General features: G+C 68.1%; 14 protein-coding genes and 2 tRNA genes. 13 read left to right on the top strand and 3 right to left on the bottom strand.

Translation table 11 applies throughout. The annotated features are described in order from the left end of the window. Positions 1-60: 60 nt before the first annotated feature. The 10 genes from dnaA to HWD93_RS01845 all read left to right on the top strand — a co-directional run bounded on the left by dnaA (position 61) and on the right by HWD93_RS01845 (position 11,450). Positions 61-1,527: a chromosomal replication initiator protein DnaA gene (gene dnaA / locus HWD93_RS01890; RefSeq protein ID WP_070419317.1), complete on the top strand. Its 1,467-nt coding sequence runs from the start codon at positions 61-63 to the stop codon at positions 1,525-1,527. 478 nt (positions 1,528-2,005) lie between these two features. Further along, entirely contained in the window at positions 2,006-3,151 is a 1,146-nt protein-coding gene (gene dnaN, locus HWD93_RS01885) for a DNA polymerase III subunit beta (protein ID WP_070417468.1), read from the top strand. Positions 3,152-3,221: 70 nt separating this feature from the next. After that, entirely contained in the window at positions 3,222-4,109 is an 888-nt protein-coding gene (gnd, locus tag HWD93_RS01880; protein ID WP_092385584.1) for a phosphogluconate dehydrogenase (NAD(+)-dependent, decarboxylating), read from the top strand. Between the two features lie 30 nt (positions 4,110-4,139). Further along, on the top strand, positions 4,140-5,390 hold the full coding sequence (recF, locus tag HWD93_RS01875) for a DNA replication/repair protein RecF (RefSeq protein WP_261645867.1): 1,251 nt from the start codon (positions 4,140-4,142) through the stop codon (positions 5,388-5,390). Further along, positions 5,390-5,890: a DUF721 domain-containing protein gene (locus HWD93_RS01870; RefSeq protein WP_071294231.1), complete on the top strand. Its 501-nt coding sequence runs from the start codon at positions 5,390-5,392 to the stop codon at positions 5,888-5,890. The genes recF and HWD93_RS01870 overlap by 1 nt, the downstream gene beginning before the upstream one ends. A gap of 132 nt (positions 5,891-6,022) precedes the next feature. Next, entirely contained in the window at positions 6,023-8,026 is a 2,004-nt protein-coding gene (gene gyrB, locus HWD93_RS01865) for a DNA topoisomerase (ATP-hydrolyzing) subunit B (protein WP_070417464.1), read from the top strand. A gap of 117 nt (positions 8,027-8,143) precedes the next feature. Continuing rightward, positions 8,144-10,792 (top strand): DNA gyrase subunit A, encoded by a 2,649-nt coding sequence (gyrA, locus tag HWD93_RS01860; protein ID WP_261645866.1) that lies wholly within the window; start codon positions 8,144-8,146, stop codon positions 10,790-10,792. Further along, positions 10,785-11,192 (top strand): DUF3566 domain-containing protein, encoded by a 408-nt coding sequence (locus HWD93_RS01855; RefSeq protein ID WP_070417462.1) that lies wholly within the window; start codon positions 10,785-10,787, stop codon positions 11,190-11,192. The genes gyrA and HWD93_RS01855 overlap by 8 nt, the downstream gene beginning before the upstream one ends. A 76-nt stretch (positions 11,193-11,268) precedes the next feature. Continuing rightward, positions 11,269-11,345: transfer RNA gene (locus HWD93_RS01850), tRNA-Ile, on the top strand. 32 nt (positions 11,346-11,377) lie between these two features. After that, positions 11,378-11,450: transfer RNA gene (locus HWD93_RS01845), tRNA-Ala, on the top strand. A 551-nt stretch (positions 11,451-12,001) separates the two neighbouring features. On the opposite strand, the gene HWD93_RS01840 is transcribed toward HWD93_RS01845, so the two are convergent. After that, positions 12,002-12,574, bottom strand: coding sequence for a hypothetical protein (locus HWD93_RS01840; protein WP_083403102.1), 573 nt, complete (start codon positions 12,572-12,574; stop codon positions 12,002-12,004). A gap of 116 nt (positions 12,575-12,690) precedes the next feature. Between HWD93_RS01840 and HWD93_RS01835 the strand changes: the two genes are divergently transcribed. Both HWD93_RS01835 and HWD93_RS01830 read left to right on the top strand, forming a co-directional pair. After that, on the top strand, positions 12,691-13,230 hold the full coding sequence (locus tag HWD93_RS01835; RefSeq protein ID WP_070417461.1) for a peptidylprolyl isomerase: 540 nt from the start codon (positions 12,691-12,693) through the stop codon (positions 13,228-13,230). 8 nt (positions 13,231-13,238) lie between these two features. Continuing rightward, a complete protein-coding gene (locus HWD93_RS01830; RefSeq protein ID WP_071294232.1) occupies positions 13,239-14,093 on the top strand; it encodes a rhomboid family intramembrane serine protease in 855 nt (284 codons plus the stop codon). Positions 14,094-14,441: 348 nt separating this feature from the next. Here HWD93_RS01830 and HWD93_RS01825 read toward each other — a convergent pair whose 3' ends face one another. Further along, positions 14,442-14,696: a cell division protein CrgA gene (locus tag HWD93_RS01825; RefSeq protein WP_070417459.1), complete on the bottom strand. Its 255-nt coding sequence runs from the start codon at positions 14,694-14,696 to the stop codon at positions 14,442-14,444. A gap of 82 nt (positions 14,697-14,778) precedes the next feature. Between HWD93_RS01825 and HWD93_RS01820 the strand changes: the two genes are divergently transcribed. Further along, positions 14,779-15,423: an aminodeoxychorismate/anthranilate synthase component II gene (locus HWD93_RS01820; protein WP_070417458.1), complete on the top strand. Its 645-nt coding sequence runs from the start codon at positions 14,779-14,781 to the stop codon at positions 15,421-15,423. Positions 15,424-15,571: 148 nt separating this feature from the next. On the opposite strand, the gene pknB is transcribed toward HWD93_RS01820, so the two are convergent. Continuing rightward, positions 15,572-17,368 (bottom strand): Stk1 family PASTA domain-containing Ser/Thr kinase, encoded by a 1,797-nt coding sequence (gene pknB / locus HWD93_RS01815; RefSeq protein ID WP_261645865.1) that lies wholly within the window; start codon positions 17,366-17,368, stop codon positions 15,572-15,574. Positions 17,369-17,458: the final 90 nt, after the last annotated feature.

Raw genomic sequence — 17,458 nt, 5'->3', positions numbered from 1 at the left:
CACCCAGTGCAGACGAGCACCAGCGACGAGCACGACACGACATCAGGAGACGAGCGCGACATGACGATGCCGGCCGACCCCGTCGAGGACCTCTGGTCATCCGTCCTCGGACTCCTCTCGGAGGACGACCGCATCACCCCGCAGCTGCACGGCTTCCTCAACCTGGTCGAGCCGAAGGGCGTGCTGGCCGGCACCCTCTACCTCGAGGTGCCGAACGACCTCACCCGCGGCATGCTCGAGCAGCGGATCCGCATCCCGATCACCGAGGCCGTCTCCCGCATCGGTGACGACACGGTCGCGAACTTCGCCATCACGGTGAACCCGGACATGGCGTCCGAGCCGCGGGTCGACACGCAGGTCACGAGCAACGTCCCCGAGTACGCCGAGCCGGTGCAGGAAGCCGTCGAGCAGAGTGCGGCCCCCCGCCAGTACATCGAGGCGCCGTTCGTCCCGAGCCAGATCGACTCCCCGGGGACCAGCGGTCGCCCCGAGTCCCGGCTCAACCCCAAGTACAACTTCGACAACTTCGTCATCGGCTCGTCGAACCGCTTCGCCCACGCGGCGGCGGTCGCGGTGGCCGAGGCGCCGGCGAAGGCCTACAACCCGCTCTTCATCTACGGCGACTCAGGCCTCGGCAAGACCCACCTCCTGCACGCGATCGGCCACTACGCCGAGAGCCTCTACCCGGGGATCCGGGTGCGGTACGTGTCCAGCGAGGAGTTCACGAACGACTTCATCAACTCGATCGCGAACAACCGGTCGAACCAGTTCCAGCAGCGGTACCGCGACATCGACATCCTGCTGATCGACGACATCCAGTTCCTGCAGGGCAAGGACTCCACGCAAGAGGCGTTCTTCCACACCTTCAACACGCTGCACGACCACAACAAGCAGGTCGTCATCACGTCGGACGTCGCGCCGAAGCACCTGACCGGGTTCGAGGACCGGATGCGCTCCCGCTTCGAGTGGGGCCTCATCACCGACGTCCAGGCGCCGGACCTCGAGACCCGCATCGCGATCCTCCGCAAGAAGGCGCAGTCCGACCACCTGCAGGTGCCCGACGACATCCTCGAGTTCATCGCGTCGAAGGTGTCGAGCAACATCCGCGAGCTCGAGGGCACGCTGATCCGCGTGACGGCGTTCGCGAGCCTGAACCGGACGGCCGTCGACATGGCCCTGGTGCAGACGGTCCTCAAGGACCTCATCACGCTCGACGACGACAACGTGATCGCGCCGACGGACATCATCAACCACACCGCGGAGTACTTCAAGCTCTCCGTCGACGACCTCTACGGGTCCTCCCGCTCGCAGGCGATCGCCACGGCACGGCAGATCGCGATGTACCTCTGCCGTGAGATGACGAGCCTGTCGCTGCCGAAGATCGGACAGCTCTTCGGCAACCGGGACCACACCACGGTGATGTACGCCAACAAGAAGATCGCGGAGCTCATGAAGGAGCGTCGCTCGATCTACAACCAGGTCACGGAGCTGACCAGCCGCATCAAGCAGGACCGCCGCTACCGCTGACGCACGTCGCGTTGCGTCGCGTCGCGCTGCGCACATCTGGTACGGCCCTGGAGGCGCGGCTGACGACCGTCAGATCGGCCTGCTTCCGCGCGCATCCACCATCTGAGACGGTTCCATGCGCCGGACTTCACACAGTGTGGAAAGCCTGTGGATAACTGTGGAGGACACGCCGGTCGGTTGTTCACAGCGGAGGGGCCACCTGTGGAGACTGGGGATGGAAGTGGATAGATGAGATTCATTCATCCAGACGCCGCCCACACACCACTCACAACTCACACGTGTGTAGTTCCCTGTGGACAAGCGGTGTTAACAGGGTTATCCACAGTGTGCACAGGCGTTAACACCATTACTCCTGGTTAACGATTGATCTCAGCGGGCCAACCTTGTGGACGGCGGGATGACAAGAAATCCGGGCCTCGCCGGGCTGTGCCACAATGGGGCGGCCGGACAGTCCAACCGATCGACAGGGGTTCCAGCTGTGAAGTTCGAGGTCAACCGGGACGTCTTCTCCGAAGCCGTCTCCTTCGCGGTGAAGCTCCTCCCACAGCGCACGACCCTCCCGATCCTCTCGGGCGTCCTCATCCACGCCGACGGCGATCGACTCACGCTCTCGTCGTTCGACTACGAGGTCTCGGCGCAGACGTCCATCGCCGCGCAGATCGACGACCCCGGCACGGTGCTCGTCTCCGGCCGGCTCCTCAACGACATCGCGAGCCGCCTGCCGAACGCCCCGGTCACCTTCACCACCGAGGACTCGAAGATCTCGGTCACCTGCGGTTCGGCGCACTTCACGCTGCTGTCCATGCCGGTCGAGGAGTACCCGACGCTCCCGGAGATCGGTGAGCAGACCGGCGTGATCCCCGGCGACGCCTTCTCCGAAGCCGTGTCCCAGGTCGCCGTCGCCGCCAGCCGCGACGACGTCACCCCCGTGATCACCGGCGTCCAGCTCGAGGTCGGCGACAACGACCTCTCGCTCATCGCCACGGACCGCTACCGCGTCGCCGTCCGCACCATCGCGTGGGACTCCGGCCGCGTCGGCTCCGACCCGCTGCACGCGCTCGTCCCGGCTCGCACCCTGCAAGAGGTGGGCCGCACGTTCGGCTCGGCGTCCACCGTCTCGGTGTCGATCAGCGGCTCGTCCGACCGCGAGCTGATCGCGTTCCACGCGGACGACAAGACCGTCACGTCGCTGCTCATCAAGGGCAACTACCCGCCGGTCCGCCGGCTCTTCCCCGAGACCGTCCAGGACCACGCGGTGATCAACACCGCGGAACTGGTCGAGGCGGTCCGACGGGTCTCCCTCGTCCTGGAGCGCGAAGCCGCCCTCCGGTTCTCCTTCACGGTCGACGGGCTCACGCTCGAAGCGATCGGTTCCGAACAAGCGCAGGCGTCAGAGTCGATCAGTGCGTTGCTGACCGGTGAGGAAACGGTGGTCTCGCTGAAACCCGCCTTCCTCCTGGACGGGTTGAACGCGGTGCACTCCGAGTTCGTCCGGATCTCCTTCACCAAGACGGAGAACCCCAACAAGCCGGGCCCGGTGCTCATCACCGGGCAGACCTCGCAAGAGGCCCCGGCCGCGGACGGATACCGGTACCTGCTGCAGCCCAATCTCCTGCTGCGGTAAGCGCAACAGCCGAACACTGCGCTGACGCGCCATCCCTGCATCAGCGCGACGACGAACAGAAGAGGAAATCATGCACATCGGTCTTGTCGGCCTCGGTCGCATGGGCAACAACATGCGTGCCCGTCTCCGCAACGCAGGCATCGAGGTCACCGGCTACGACGCGAACCCCGCCGTCTCGGACGTCGCCGACCTCGGCGCACTCGCCGCGGCGCTCCCCGAGGGCAAGAAGCTCGTGTGGGTCATGGTCCCGCACGGCAAGATCACCGACGACGTGATCACCGACCTGTCGAACGTCCTGAGCGAGGGCGACCTCGTGATCGACGGCGGCAACTCGAAGTGGCTCGACGACGAGGTGCACGCCAAGCAGCTCGACGCCAAGGGCATCCGTTACATGGACGCCGGCGTCTCCGGCGGTGTCTGGGGCAAGGAGAACGGCTACGGCCTCATGGTGGGCGGCGCCCCCGAGGACGTCGAGTTCGCCATGCCGGTCTTCGACGCGCTCCGTCCCGAGGGCCCGCGCGAAGAGGGCTTCTCGCACGCCGGCGGCGTCGGCGCGGGCCACTACGCGAAGATGGTCCACAACGGCATCGAGTACGCGATCATGCAGGCCTACGGCGAGGGCTACGAGCTCCTCGAGGCGAAGGACATCGTCCACGACGTCCCGGCGGTCTTCGCCGGATGGCAGCGTGGCACGGTCGTCCGCTCCTGGCTGCTCGACCTCCTCGTCCTCGCGATCAACGAGGACCCGAAGCTCGACGAGCTCGAGGGCTACGTCGACGACTCGGGCGAGGGTCGCTGGACCCTCGAAGAGGCGATCGAGCTCGCGGTGCCGATGCCCGCGCTCTCCGCGGCGATGTTCGCCCGCTTCGTCTCGCGTCAGGGCAGCGAGTCCCCGACGATGAAGGCCGTCGCGGCGCTCCGCAACCAGTTCGGCGGCCACGCCGTCAAGAAGGCGTAGTCCAACCGGGGCAACCCGGCCACGGCCCGCGTGCACGTCGACCACCTGCAACTCACGGACTTCCGGAACTACCGGGAGGCCGAGGTCGACCTCGCACGCGGGCCGAACCTGTTCGTCGGCCGGAACGGTCAGGGCAAGACCAACCTCGTCGAGGCGATCGGCTACCTCTCCACCCTCGGCTCGCACCGGGTCCCGACGGACGCGGCACTCGTGCGGCAGGGCTGCGACGCGGCGATCGTCCGCGCCCGGCTCGCCCACGAGGACCGCAGCATCCTCGCCGAGGTCCAGATCAACCGGACGGGCTCGAACCGGGCCCAGGTGAACCGCTCGGCCATCAAGCCGCGCGAGCTCCCGCGCTACTGCACGAGCGTCCTCTTCGCTCCCGAGGACCTCGCGCTCGTCCGGGGCGAACCGGCTGGCCGACGCCGGATGCTCGACGAGCTCCTCGGGCAGATCGCCCCGCGCATGCAGGGCGTCCTCGCCGACTACGACCGGACGCTCCGCCAGCGGAACACCCTGCTGAAGTCGGCCCGGGCGACCGGAGCGAAGGCGGGTTCGCTCGCGACGCTCGACGTCTGGGACGAGCGACTCGTGGCGTTCGGCGCGGAGATCATCGCCGCCCGTGACCACCTCACCCGGCGGCTCGCCCCGTTCGTGGCCGAGGCCTACGCGACCGTCGCCGGCGAACGGCACGAGGCGTCGATCACCGGCGTCCTGAGCGTCCGCGGCGGCGACCCGGAGGACGCGGCCGCGACGGATCCCGTCCTCGGGACACCCGACGAGCCGGTCACCGTCACCGCGGCTGCCGATGCCTTCCGAGCAGCACTCGAACGGCGTCGACGCGACGAGCTCGACCGCGGCCTGACGCTCGTCGGTCCGCACCGCGACGACGTTCTCTTCCAGCTGAACGGGTTACCTGCCCGCGGCTACGCGAGTCACGGGGAGTCGTGGTCGTTCGCGCTCGCCGTGCAGCTGGCCAGTGCGTCGATCCTCCGCGCGGAGTCGAGCCTGGGGGATCCGATCATCATCCTCGACGACGTGTTCGCCGAACTCGACGAGTCCCGCCGGGAACGCCTGGCCGGGGCGGTCGCCGACTACGAGCAGGTGCTCATCACCGCGGCGGTGTTCGGTGACGTGCCCGAGCAGCTGGCCGCGCACACGGTCCGGATCGAAGCGGGCACGATCGTGACCGACGAGGCGGAGCCGAGCCGCGCCTCCAGTCCGACCGAAGAACCGGACGACCACCGGGCGGAAGCCGACCCGACCGGAGCGGGCGTCTGATGCCGAAGCCGTCGAAGCCGACCGAGCCCTCGCGGGTCTACCGGCACCTCCGCGCCGTCTTCGGCGACCCCTCGAAGCGCGGCGTCGACGCGCGCCGGCGCCGTATGAAGGGACTCGACCCCGATTCCGTGCCTTACGGTCGCGGTCGCGAGCCCGCCGGACTCGGTGACGTCGTCGGTTCGCTCGCGCAGGAACTGGGCTGGACCGAGCCCCTCGCCCGGTCCGAGCTGTTCGTGGACTGGCCCGCCGTGGTGGGCGAGGAACTCGCGAAGCACTCCCGACCCGTGACCATCGACGACGGTGCACTCGTCATCCGGTGCGACTCGACGGCCTGGGCGACCCAGCTCCGACTGATGCGTAGCACCGTCACGACGACCATCGCCGAGCGGCACCCCGAGGCGGGGGTGCAGTCGATCCGGGTTTCAGGCCCCGACGCCCCCACCTGGAAACGCGGTCCCAGGACGGTTCAGGGGCGCGGTCCCCGCGACACTTACGGGTAGGGCGACGAAATCGTCCGGGAGGACGAAAAAAGGCCGTCCACGGCCGGAATCCGCCCTCGGAGGAGGGGGTCCTGCGGTAGACTGAGAGGTGCAGTGCGCGGGTGTTCCGCGCGCAGGCAGGAGCACCTTCGAATGACATCCGGATCTGACGACGACCGACAGAACTCGTCCGGCGAGGCGACCCCGCAGAGCGATCCAGCGTACGGCGCAGACCAGATCCAGGTGCTCGAGGGACTCGAAGCCGTCCGGAAGCGTCCGGGCATGTACATCGGGTCGACCGGTCCCCGCGGTCTGCACCACCTCGTGCAGGAGATCGTCGACAACTCCGTCGACGAAGCACTCGCGGGCTACTGCGACACGATCAACGTCACCATCCGCGAAGACGGCGGCGTCCGCGTGGTCGACAACGGCCGTGGCATCCCCGTCGGGATCCACGCTGCCGAGGGCGTCTCGACCGTCCAGGTCGTGCTCACCGTCCTGCACGCCGGCGGCAAGTTCGGCGGCGGCGCGTACGCGGTGTCCGGTGGTCTGCACGGCGTCGGTTCGTCGGTCGTCAACGCGCTGAGCTCCGAGCTCGACGTCGAGGTCCGCCAGCAGGGCCACGTCTGGCGCCAGAGCTACACCGACGGCGTCCCGGTCGCGCCCCTGTCGAAGGACGAGGAAGACGACGGCCACGGCACCACGATCACCTTCTGGCCGAACGCCGACATCTTCGAGACCGTCGTCTTCGACTACGAGACCCTGCGCACGCGCTTCCAGCAGATGGCCTTCCTCAACAAGGGCCTGCGGATCACCCTGACCGACGAGCGCACCCCGGCCGAGGGTGAAGAGGCACGGCACGACTCCTTCCTCTACGAGCGCGGCCTCGCCGACTACGTCGAGTACCTCAACGCCCAGAAGAAGGCCGACCTGGTGCACCCGGACGTCATCGGCTTCGAGGCCGAGGACCCGGAGCGCAAGATCGCGCTCGAGGTCGCGATGCAGTGGAACACCTCCTACCAGGAGAGCGTCCACACCTTCGCGAACACGATCAACACGCACGAGGGCGGCACCCACGAAGAGGGCTTCCGCGCGGCGCTGACGTACCTGGTCAACAAGTACGCGCGCGAGGCGAAGATCATCAAGGAGAAGGACGACAACCTCACGGGTGACGACATCCGCGAAGGGCTGACGGCCGTCATCTCCGTGAAGCTCGGCGAACCGCAGTTCGAGGGGCAGACGAAGACCAAGCTCGGCAACACCGAGGCGAAGGGCTTCGTCCAGCGCGTCGTCGGCACCGAGCTCACCCACTGGTTCGAGAGCAACCCGACGCAGGCCCGCGACGTCGTGCGCAAGGCGATCCAGGCCTCGCAGGCCCGTCTCGCTGCACGCAAGGCACGCGAGACCACCCGTCGCAAGGGCCTCCTCGAGTCGGGCGGCATGCCCGGCAAGCTCAAGGACTGCCAGTCGAAGGACCCGACGGTCTCCGAGATCTTCATGGTCGAGGGTGACTCCGCCGGTGGTTCCGCCGTGCAGGGTCGCAACCCGATGACGCAGGCGATCCTGCCGTTGCGCGGCAAGATCCTCAACGTCGAGAAGGCCCGCCTCGACCGTGCCCTGGCCAACCAGGAGATCCAGTCGATGATCACGGCGTTCGGCGCCGGCATCGGCGAGGACTTCGACCCGGACAAGGCCCGGTACCACAAGATCGTGCTGATGGCCGATGCCGACGTCGACGGCCAGCACATAACGACCCTGCTCCTCACCCTGCTGTTCCGCTACATGCGGCCGCTCATCGAGCGCGGCTACGTGTACCTCGCGCAGCCGCCGCTCTACCGCCTGAAGTGGTCGAACTCGGCGCACGAGTACGTGTTCAGCGACCGGGAGCGCGACGCCCTGATGCAGGCCGGCCTCGCCGCCGGCAAGCGCATCCCGAAGGACAACGGGATCCAGCGCTACAAGGGTCTCGGCGAGATGGACTACAAGGAGCTGTGGGACACCACGATGAACCCGGACACCCGGACGCTCCTGCAGGTCACGCTCGAGGACGCCGCCGCGGTGGACAGCGTCTTCGCGACGCTGATGGGGGAGGACGTCGAGTCCCGTCGCCAGTTCATCCAGCAGAACGCGAAGGACGTCCGGTTCTTGGACATCTGATCCTGGCCTGGAGGCGCGGCGTGAGTCGCGCGGACCAGTCCTGACCACCTGTGGTCGCGCCCGGCGCGACTGACGGAACCACAGCCTCCAGGCTGTCCAGAAAGGGAACGAAGCCACATGGCTGACGACAACGAGAACGGCGCCGACGAGCAGCCCGAGATCGTCCACGGCGACAGCGGGGACATCGTCGTCTCCGGTGACCGCATCTCGCAGGTCGACCTGCAGCTCGAGATGCAGCGCTCGTACCTCGACTACGCGATGAGCGTCATCGTCGGTCGTGCCCTGCCCGAGGTCCGTGACGGACTGAAGCCGGTGCACCGCCGCGTGATCTACGCGATGTTCGACGGCGGCTACCGTCCCGACCGGGCCTTCTCGAAGTGCTCGCGCGTCGTCGGCGACGTCATGGGGCAGTTCCACCCGCACGGTGACAGCGCGATCTACGACGCCCTCGTCCGCCTGGTGCAGCCGTGGTCGCTCCGGTACCCGCTCGCGCTCGGCCAGGGCAACTTCGGTTCCCCGGGCAACGACGGCGCCGCTGCCCCGCGGTACACCGAGACCAAGATGGCGCCGCTCGCCATGGAGATGGTCCGGGACATCGACGAGGACACCGTCGACTTCCAGGACAACTACGACGGTCGCACGCAGGAGCCCGCGATCCTGCCGGCACGGTTCCCGAACCTGCTGGTCAACGGCTCCGTCGGCATCGCGGTCGGCATGGCGACGAACATCCCGCCGCACAACCTGCGCGAGGTCGCTGCGGGCGCCAAGTGGGCGCTCGAGCACCCCGACGCCACGCTTGAAGAGCTCCTCGGCGCGCTCATGCAGCGGATCAAGGGCCCGGACTTCCCGACCGGGGCGCAGATCCTCGGCACGAAGGGCATCCAGGACGCCTACCGCACCGGTCGTGGCTCGATCACGATGCGTGCGGTCGTCAACGTCGAGGAGATCCAGGGCCGCACCTGCCTCGTCGTCACCGAGCTCCCGTACCAGGTGAACCCCGACAACCTCGCGATCCGCATCGCCGAGGGTGTGAAGGACGGCAAGCTCGCCGGCATCGCGGACATCCGCGACGAGACCTCGGGTCGTACCGGTCAGCGTCTCGTCATCGTGCTCAAGCGCGACGCCGTCGCCAAGGTCGTCCTCAACAACCTGTACAAGCACACGCAGCTGCAGGAGAACTTCGGCGCGAACATGCTCGCGATCGTCGACGGCGTGCCCCGCACCCTCGCGCTCGACGGGTTCATCTCGGCGTGGGTCGACCACCAGATCGACGTCATCGTCCGCCGCACCCAGTTCCGGCTGCGCGAGGCCGAGAAGCGCGCCCACATCCTCCGTGGCTACCTGGCCGCGCTCGACGCCCTCGACGAGGTCATCGCGCTCATCCGCCGGTCGCCCGACGTCGAAGAGGCCCGCACCGGTCTGATGGACCTGCTGTCCGTCGACGAGATCCAGGCGCGCGCGATCCTCGAGCTCCAGCTCCGTCGTCTCGCCGCCCTCGAGCGGCAGAAGATCCACGACGAGGCCGAGGAGCTCGAGCGCAAGATCGCCGACTTCCAGGACATCCTGGCGTCGGAGACCCGTCAGCGCACGATCATCGGCGACGAGCTCGAGGAGATCGTCGAGCGGTTCGGCGACGACCGCCGCAGCGAGATCCTGCTCGGCTTCGACGGCGACATGTCCATCGAGGACCTCATCCCCGAAGAGGAGATGGTCGTCACCATCACCCGCGGCGGGTACGTCAAGCGGACGCGCAGCGACAACTACCGCTCGCAGCACCGCGGCGGCCGCGGGGTGAAGGGTGCGCAGCTGCGCGCCGACGACATCGTCGAGCACTTCTTCGTGACGACGACGCACCACTGGCTCCTCTTCCTCACGGACAAGGGGCGGGTCTACCGTGCCAAGGCCTACGAGCTGCAGGAGGCCAGCCGCGACGCCAAGGGTCAGCACGTGGCGAACCTGCTCGCCATGCAGCCGGACGAGCAGATCCAGCAGGTGCTCGACATCCGCGACTACGAGGCGGCGCAGTACCTCGTGCTCGCCACGGCGCACGGTCTCGTGAAGAAGACCCCGCTCACCGAGTACGACACGAACCGCACCGGTGGCATCATCGCGATCAACCTGCGCGACGGCGACACCCTGGTGCAGGCACTCCTCGTCGACGAGCACGACGACCTCCTGCTCGTGTCGAAGCACGGCATGTCCCTGCGCTTCACCGCGACGAACGACACCCTGCGCCCGATGGGTCGATCGACCTCCGGCGTGAAGGGCATGTCCTTCCGCGACGACGACTCGCTGCTCGCAGCCCGGGTCGTCTCGGACGACGGCTACGTGTGGGTCATGACCGAGGGCGGCTACGCCAAGCGCACGTCGGTCGACCAGTACCGCGTGCAGGGCCGTGGTGGTCTCGGCATCAAGGTGGCCAAGCTGGCCGCTGACCGGGGCGACCTTGTGGGTGCTCTCATCGTGGGCGAGGACGACGAGGTGCTCGTCGTGCTGCAATCAGGCAAGGTGGTAAGGTCTGCCGTGGCCGAGGTGCCCGCCAAGGGTCGCGACACGATGGGTGTGGTCTTCGCGAGGTTCGCGGAGAACGACCGGATCATCGCGGTGGCCCGGAACACAGAGCGGAACCTGGACGACCAGGACGACGCCGAGATCGAGCCTGCGGGCCCGGTGGAGACGGTCAGCCCGGACGAAGCGGCCGCCGACCCCGCCGACACAGTGCCCACGGACACCGTGGCCGGAGAGGACCAGTCAAGCAATGAGTAGTGTCGCCGAGAAGCTCCAGAAGAAGGCGAAGCGGCCCGTCGGCACCCGTCAGGTGCGACTGCGGCTCGTGTACGTCGACTTCTGGTCGATGGTGAAGCTCAGCTTCCTCATCGCCCTGGCCGGCTCGATCGTGATCGTCGTCGCCACCGCGCTGGTGTGGGTCATCCTGAACCAGACCGGTGTCTTCACCCAGATCGACGCCCTACTGAAGGACGTCACCGGGCAGAACAACTACTCGATCATGGACCAGTTCTCGCTGGGTCAGGTGCTCGGGTTCTCCATCGTCGTGGGCATCCTCAACGTGGTCGTCGGCACGGTGCTCGGCGCCATCGTGAGTGTCCTCTACAACCTCAGTGTGCGGATCACCGGCGGCTTGCTCGTCGGCTTCACGAACAACTGACACACCCGGGCCGGATGGGCCGACCGTCTCGATTTCGTTCTGCGAGATCCGTACGGTAGGCTTTCATCCGGTCTGAGGGGCTATAGCTCAGGCGGTTAGAGCGCTTCGCTGATAACGAAGAGGTCCAAGGTTCAAGTCCTTGTAGCCCCACCACTTCCTCCGACACTCCGTACGATGGGTGTCACGGGGCCTTAGCTCAGTTGGTAGAGCGCCTGCTTTGCAAGCAGGATGTCGGGAGTTCGATTCTCCCAGGCTCCACTCCCTCGGCGTGAGCGATGCTCCGCTCGTTCCTCGCCTCGCTCGGTCGTCGTGTTCGTCGGCGCCTTCGGCGCGCCGCTCCGCGATCGGTTCCGTTGCGCGACGTTCTCGCGTCGTGGGACCGGTCGGTTTCGGGCTCGAGGTGTGCCGATTGTGGCATCTCGCGCCGGCTTGGCGGCCGTTTGCGGGACCTCGGTGGACGTGAGCGGCGCGTCGTGCGACCGCGACACGGCTCCGGGTGGACCCCGGTGGACGTGCGTGGCGGGTCGTGCGACCTCGCCGCGTGGCGGGGTGGGCCGAACGCGACGGCGGACGGGAGGCGCGGGGCGGGGCCGACCCGCCCCTCCCGTCCATCGCCGGGCCGACGCCGGGCCGGCGAGTGGGCACGACATGCCGTGCGTCGGGCGTCGAGCGGGCACGAACGGCCGCTTCGGCGCGGTGAACGGGACGTATTCTGCCCGCTCGCCGCTCCGGCCAAGCCCTCGAGCCGCTGGCCCACGGACGACGAAGGGCCCCGGCGCGTGCCGGGGCCCTTCGTGCGAACCGGGAGGTCAGACGGCAGGCTTCTCCGCCGTGTCAGCGTCGTCGGCGACCCACAGGTCGTCGTCCGCGCGGAGCGTCTGGTACGCGGCGTAGGCGGCGCCCGCCACGGCCACGACACCGACCACGATCAGCGCGACACCGCCGAAGCCGATGCCCTTCTTCTGGTGCGGCACGTACTTCTCCGCAGCCTTCTTGGCCTTCTTGCCCTTCTTCTGGGCGTTCTTCACGATCTTCTTGACGCGGGGGTCCTTCGCGAGGTCACCCACGCTGAGGACCGAGCCCGCCGTCGCGACGAGTCCGGGGACGACCTCGGACTGGAAGCGGTGCGAAGCATTCTGCGCTGCACTCGTGGCAGCGTGCACCCCCGTGGCGACAGCCGGACGGATGCCGTTGTCGATCGCGTTCTGCACTCGCGGAGCGATGTCCTTGCGAGCGGTGTCCACGGCGTGGGACCGCGCCTCCGCAAGGATCGCGTTCGCGTGCTCGAGGACCTTGCGCTGCTCGCCGAGGAGCGAGGCGGTCTGGCCCTTGAGCTTCTTGATCTGCTTCCGGCGCTTGCGCGGGATCTCGATCGTCGTCATCTGGTACCTCCATCGGAACGGCGTGACCCCATCCTGCCACCGCAGTGCCTGACAGGTCACGGAGCCTCACCTGTGTGATCCGTCTGACCGTCAGCAGTACATGCGAGAATCGGAACATGTCTCTGCACACCGCTGTCGCAACGATCCACACGAACAAGGGCGACATCCGCGTCAACCTGTTCGGCAACCACGCTCCGAAGACCGTCAAGAACTTCGTCGACCTCGCGACGGGCAAGCAGGAGTGGACCCACCCCGGCACCGGCAAGGTCTCGACCGACAAGCTGTACGACGGTGTCGTCTTCCACCGCATCATCAAGGACTTCATGATCCAGGGCGGCGACCCGCTCGGTCAGGGCATCGGCGGACCGGGCTACCGCTTCGACGACGAGATCCACCCGGAGCTCACCTTCCAGAACCCGTACATCTTCGCCATGGCGAACGCCGGCATCCAGGGCGGCCGCGGCACCAACGGCTCGCAGTTCTTCATCACCACGGTGGCGACGCCGTGGCTGCAGGGCAAGCACACCATCTTCGGCGAGGTCGCGGACGACGAGTCCCGCGCGGTCGTCGACGCGATCGAGGGTGTGGCGACCGACGGCCGTGACAAGCCGCTCGAGGACGTCGTCATCCAGAGCATCGACGTCGAGGACGTCTGAGCCACCACGTGACCGATCAGGCGTACAACCCGAACAACACCTGCTACCGGCATCCGGACCGGCAGAGCTTCGTGCTCTGCCAGCGCTGCGGGCGGACGATCTGCCCGGAGTGCCAGACGCCGGCGGCGGTCGGGGTGCACTGCCCTGAGTGCGTGCGCGAGCAGCGTGCGCAGTTCCAGGCGAACCGTCGGGCGTCCGGAGGCCCCAGCGGGCTGACGGTCGCCCGGAGGCGCTTCGCCATGCTTGACCAGAAGGCGACGGTCGTGATCGTCGCCGTCTCGGTCGCGATCTGGTTGCTCGACCAGGTCTCGGGCGGGTTCTTCACGAACCTGTTCGCCTACAACTCGCTGCTCCTGCCCTCGCAGCCGTGGCGAGCGGTGACGGTGCTCTTCGTGCACTCGGGCCTCTTCCACATCCTGTTCAACATGTGGGCGCTGTGGATCTTCGGCCGGATGCTCGAGAACATGCTCGGGGCGTGGCGGTTCCTGGCGCTCTACTTCATCACCGGGATCTTCGGGTCGATGCTCGTGACGTTCCTGGCCCCCGGCACGTGGGTGGTCGGAGCGTCCGGCGCGATCTTCGGGCTGTTCGCGGCGTTCTTCGTCCTGCAGCGCAGTCTCGGCAACAACGCCGTGCAGCTGCTGGTCATCATGGGACTCAACCTCGTCGTGGGGTTCCTGCCGGGCACGAACATCTCGTGGCAGGCGCACGTCGGCGGGATCATCGGCGGCTTCGTGGTCGGTTTCGTGTTCGCACGGACCCGCAACATCCGCCAGCGTCCGCTGCAGATCGCACTGCTCGTGGCCGCCGCGGTCGTGGGCATCGCCTTGACCGCCGTCGGGTACGCGGTGACGATCGGCTGACAGCCGCACAGCCGCACAGCAGCACCACCGGACGCCCCGTCGCTCAGCGGCGGGGCGTTCGTGCGTCCCCGGGGGCTTTTCCACACGTGCACGACTGAGTTGTCCACAGCTGTGGAGAACGCGGTGAGTTACACGCATGTGATTATCCCCACTGTGGAGTCCGCTGTGGATAACTCCGGGACGGGGGTGTGGATGGGTGTGTGGAGAGTGTGGAGAACTGTGGAGAACGCGCGCGGAGGTGGGGACAAGGGCCACGGCGGGGCGAGTTCACTGTGGACAACGGCACGAACGACGACGCCCGCCGCACCAGCAGGTGCGACGGGCGTCGAGAGGTGTGTGGCCGGGGTGCTACCGCCAGCGCGTGGTCATCAGGAAGCCGACGAACATGATGCCGAAGCCGATGAGGATGTTCCACGAACCGAGGGACGGCACCGGCAGGGTCGTGTTCGAGATGTAGAAGACGATCACCCAGGCGAGGCCGATGAGCATGAAACCGAACATGACCGGCTTGAACCACACGGGGTTCGGCTGGTCCCCCGCGGTGTCGACCGAGTCGGCTCGGGTCGTCCGGGCGGGCTTGGTGCGGTCCTTGTCCTTGGCCATGGCCGGTATCCTACCGTGACCGCGGGTGTGGGAAGCCTCTCAGCCCGCCTCACACATCCCCCACGAGTACGGTGAACCGACCATGACCAAGATCCTCGTCGTCGACAACTACGACAGCTTCGTCTACACGCTGAACGGCTACGTGCAGCAGCTCGGGGCGGAGACCGACGTGGTCCGGAACGACGCCTTCCCCGCGTCCGAGATCGCCGACCGCATCGCCGAGTACGACGGTGTGCTCCTGTCTCCCGGCCCCGGGACGCCCGCGGACGCCGGCGTCTCCGTCGAGACCGTGCACGCCGCCATCGCCGCGGACAAGCCCCTGCTCGGTGTGTGCCTCGGCCACCAGGCCATCGCCGAGGCGCTCGGTGCGACGGTCACCCACGCCGAGGAACTCATGCACGGCAAGACCTCGCAGGTCGACCACGACGACAGCCCCCTCTTCGCGGGCGTCCCGCATCCCTTCACGGCGACGCGGTACCACTCGCTCGCGATCGTCGACGGCACGGTCCCCGACGAGCTCACCGTGACGGCCCGGACCGGTGGCGGCGTCATCATGGGCGTGCAGCACCGCGAGCACCCCGTGTACGGCGTGCAGTTCCACCCGGAGTCGGTCCTCACCGAGGGCGGCTACCGGATGGTCGGCAACTGGCTCGAGACGACCGGCCTCGCCGGTGCAGCGGAACGCGCTGCGGGCCTGAACCCGCTCATCGCGGCTCACCGGGCCTGACAGCGGCGGGCCACTGACGCGACCGCCCTGCGGGACGGTCGGGACGTGGCGGGGTCGAGCCGCGCCTCCGGGAAGGCAGGCCGGCACGACGCCGGACGGGAGGCGCGGCGCACCCCCGCCGCGGAGCATCCGTCAGGACGCGGACAAGTCACTGACCGTCGTCGCCGCCGTCTTTCCCACCGTCGGCGGGTGCATCCGTCGCTGGCGGCTGCGAGGGCTGCGCCGAGCCGGCGCAGTACGTGAGCGTCACGGTGCTGCCCTGCGCGATGTCGCCGGCGGGGGCGCTCTGCTGCGTCACGGTACCGCCGATGCACGAGTAGGACGGCGCCGGCGTGACCTTCAGCCCCAGCTGGGCGAGGGTCGCGTTCGCCGTGGAGAACGGCTGCTGGGTGACGTTCGGCAACTCGACCTTGCCGTTCGACACCGTCAGGTTCACCACCGTGCCCTTGGCGTGCTGCGACGAGGCGGCCGGATCGGTGCTCATGACCGTCCCCTCGGGCACGTCGGGCGAGTAGTCGGAGTTGATCGCACCGACGGCGAAGCCCGCCTGCTCGAGGGTCTTCTGCGCTGCGTCCTGCGCCTGCCCCGCGAGGTCCGGGACGGCGACCTGTTCGGGGCCGAGCGAGACGATCACGCGGACGTTCTGCTTGCGCGCGACGTTCGTGCCGGAGCCGGGCTCGGTGCGGATGACCGATCCCCGGTCGACGTCGTCGGAGTTCTCCTCGACCTTGACGGGGACGAGGTCCTTCTTGCCGAGCGCGGAGGCCGCGGAGTCGTAGGTCGCACCGACGACGTTCGGCACGCTGACCGAGGACGTGACGGGAGGCTTGCCCGGACCGAGGTTCGCGACGAAGAACACGACCGCCACGATGACCGCCGCGGTCAGGATGATGCCGACCCAGATCCAGGCGACGGGCGGCCGGTTCTGGGTGCGCTGCGGGCGGTGCTCGGCGGTGTCGTCGTCGAGCTCGCGGAAGGCCACCGCGGGGTTCGAGGTCGTCCGGGGGTTCACCCCGAACAGCACGGTCGAGGCGTCGTGGGCGGCCTGCTGCTGCAGCTTGCGGGTCGACGCGGGGACCTTGCCCGCCGCGGCCTGCTGCAGTTCCGTCCGGAACTCCGCCGCGTTCTGGTAGCGGCGCGTGCGGTCCTTCACCAGGGCGTGCAGCGTGACCGCGTCGAGCGCCGGCGAGACCTCGGGCGTGAGGGACGACGGCGCGACGGGCTGTTCGCTGACGTGCTGGTACGCGACGGCGACGGGGGTGTCGCCGAGGAACGGCGGGCGGCCGGTGAGCAGCTCGAAGAACACGACACCGGTGGAGTAGACGTCGGTACGGGCGTCGACGGTCTCGCCGCGGGCCTGTTCCGGGGAGAAGTACGACGCGGTACCGAGGATCGAGGTCGTCTGGGCGACCGTCGCGGAGGTGTCGGTGATGGCGCGGGCGATGCCGAAGTCCATGACCTTCACCTGGCCGGAGTGCGTCACCATGACGTTCGCGGGCTTGATGTCGCGGTGCACGACGCCGGCACGGTGGGAGTACTCGAGCGCGGTGAGGATGCCCTCGGTGATGCGCACGGCTTCGTCCGGGGCGACCGGGCCCTCGCCGATGATGTCGGAGAGCGGACGGCCCTCGACGTACTCCATGACGATGAAGGGCACCTGCACCTCGGCACCGGAGGTCTCGGTGACGGTCTCTTCGCCGGCGTCGTAGACGCGGACGATGGTGGGGTGGGCCATGCGGGCGGCCGCCTGGGCTTCCTGGCGGAAGCGCGTGCGGAACGCCGGGTCGTTGGCGAGGCTGGGCTTCAGCAGCTTCACTGCCACCTTGCGTCCGAGCCGGGTGTCGTTGCCCAGATGCACAGTGGCCATGCCGCCCCGACCGATGACGTCACCGATCTCGTAGCGGTTGGCGAGGAGGGTGATCCCCGCGGTCACACCTTCTGGCACGTACTCCTCCGAATGTCCGTCCGGGCAAGTGTACGGCAGGCTTCGCTGGTGAGAGGCTGGTGACGGGGGGCTCGACCGAACCGTTACGCA

The sequence above is a fragment of the Curtobacterium sp. C2H10 genome (assembly GCF_025407985.1).
Taxonomy (GTDB): domain Bacteria; phylum Actinomycetota; class Actinomycetes; order Actinomycetales; family Microbacteriaceae; genus Curtobacterium.
This window is presented reverse-complemented; position numbering and strand designations above follow the sequence as displayed.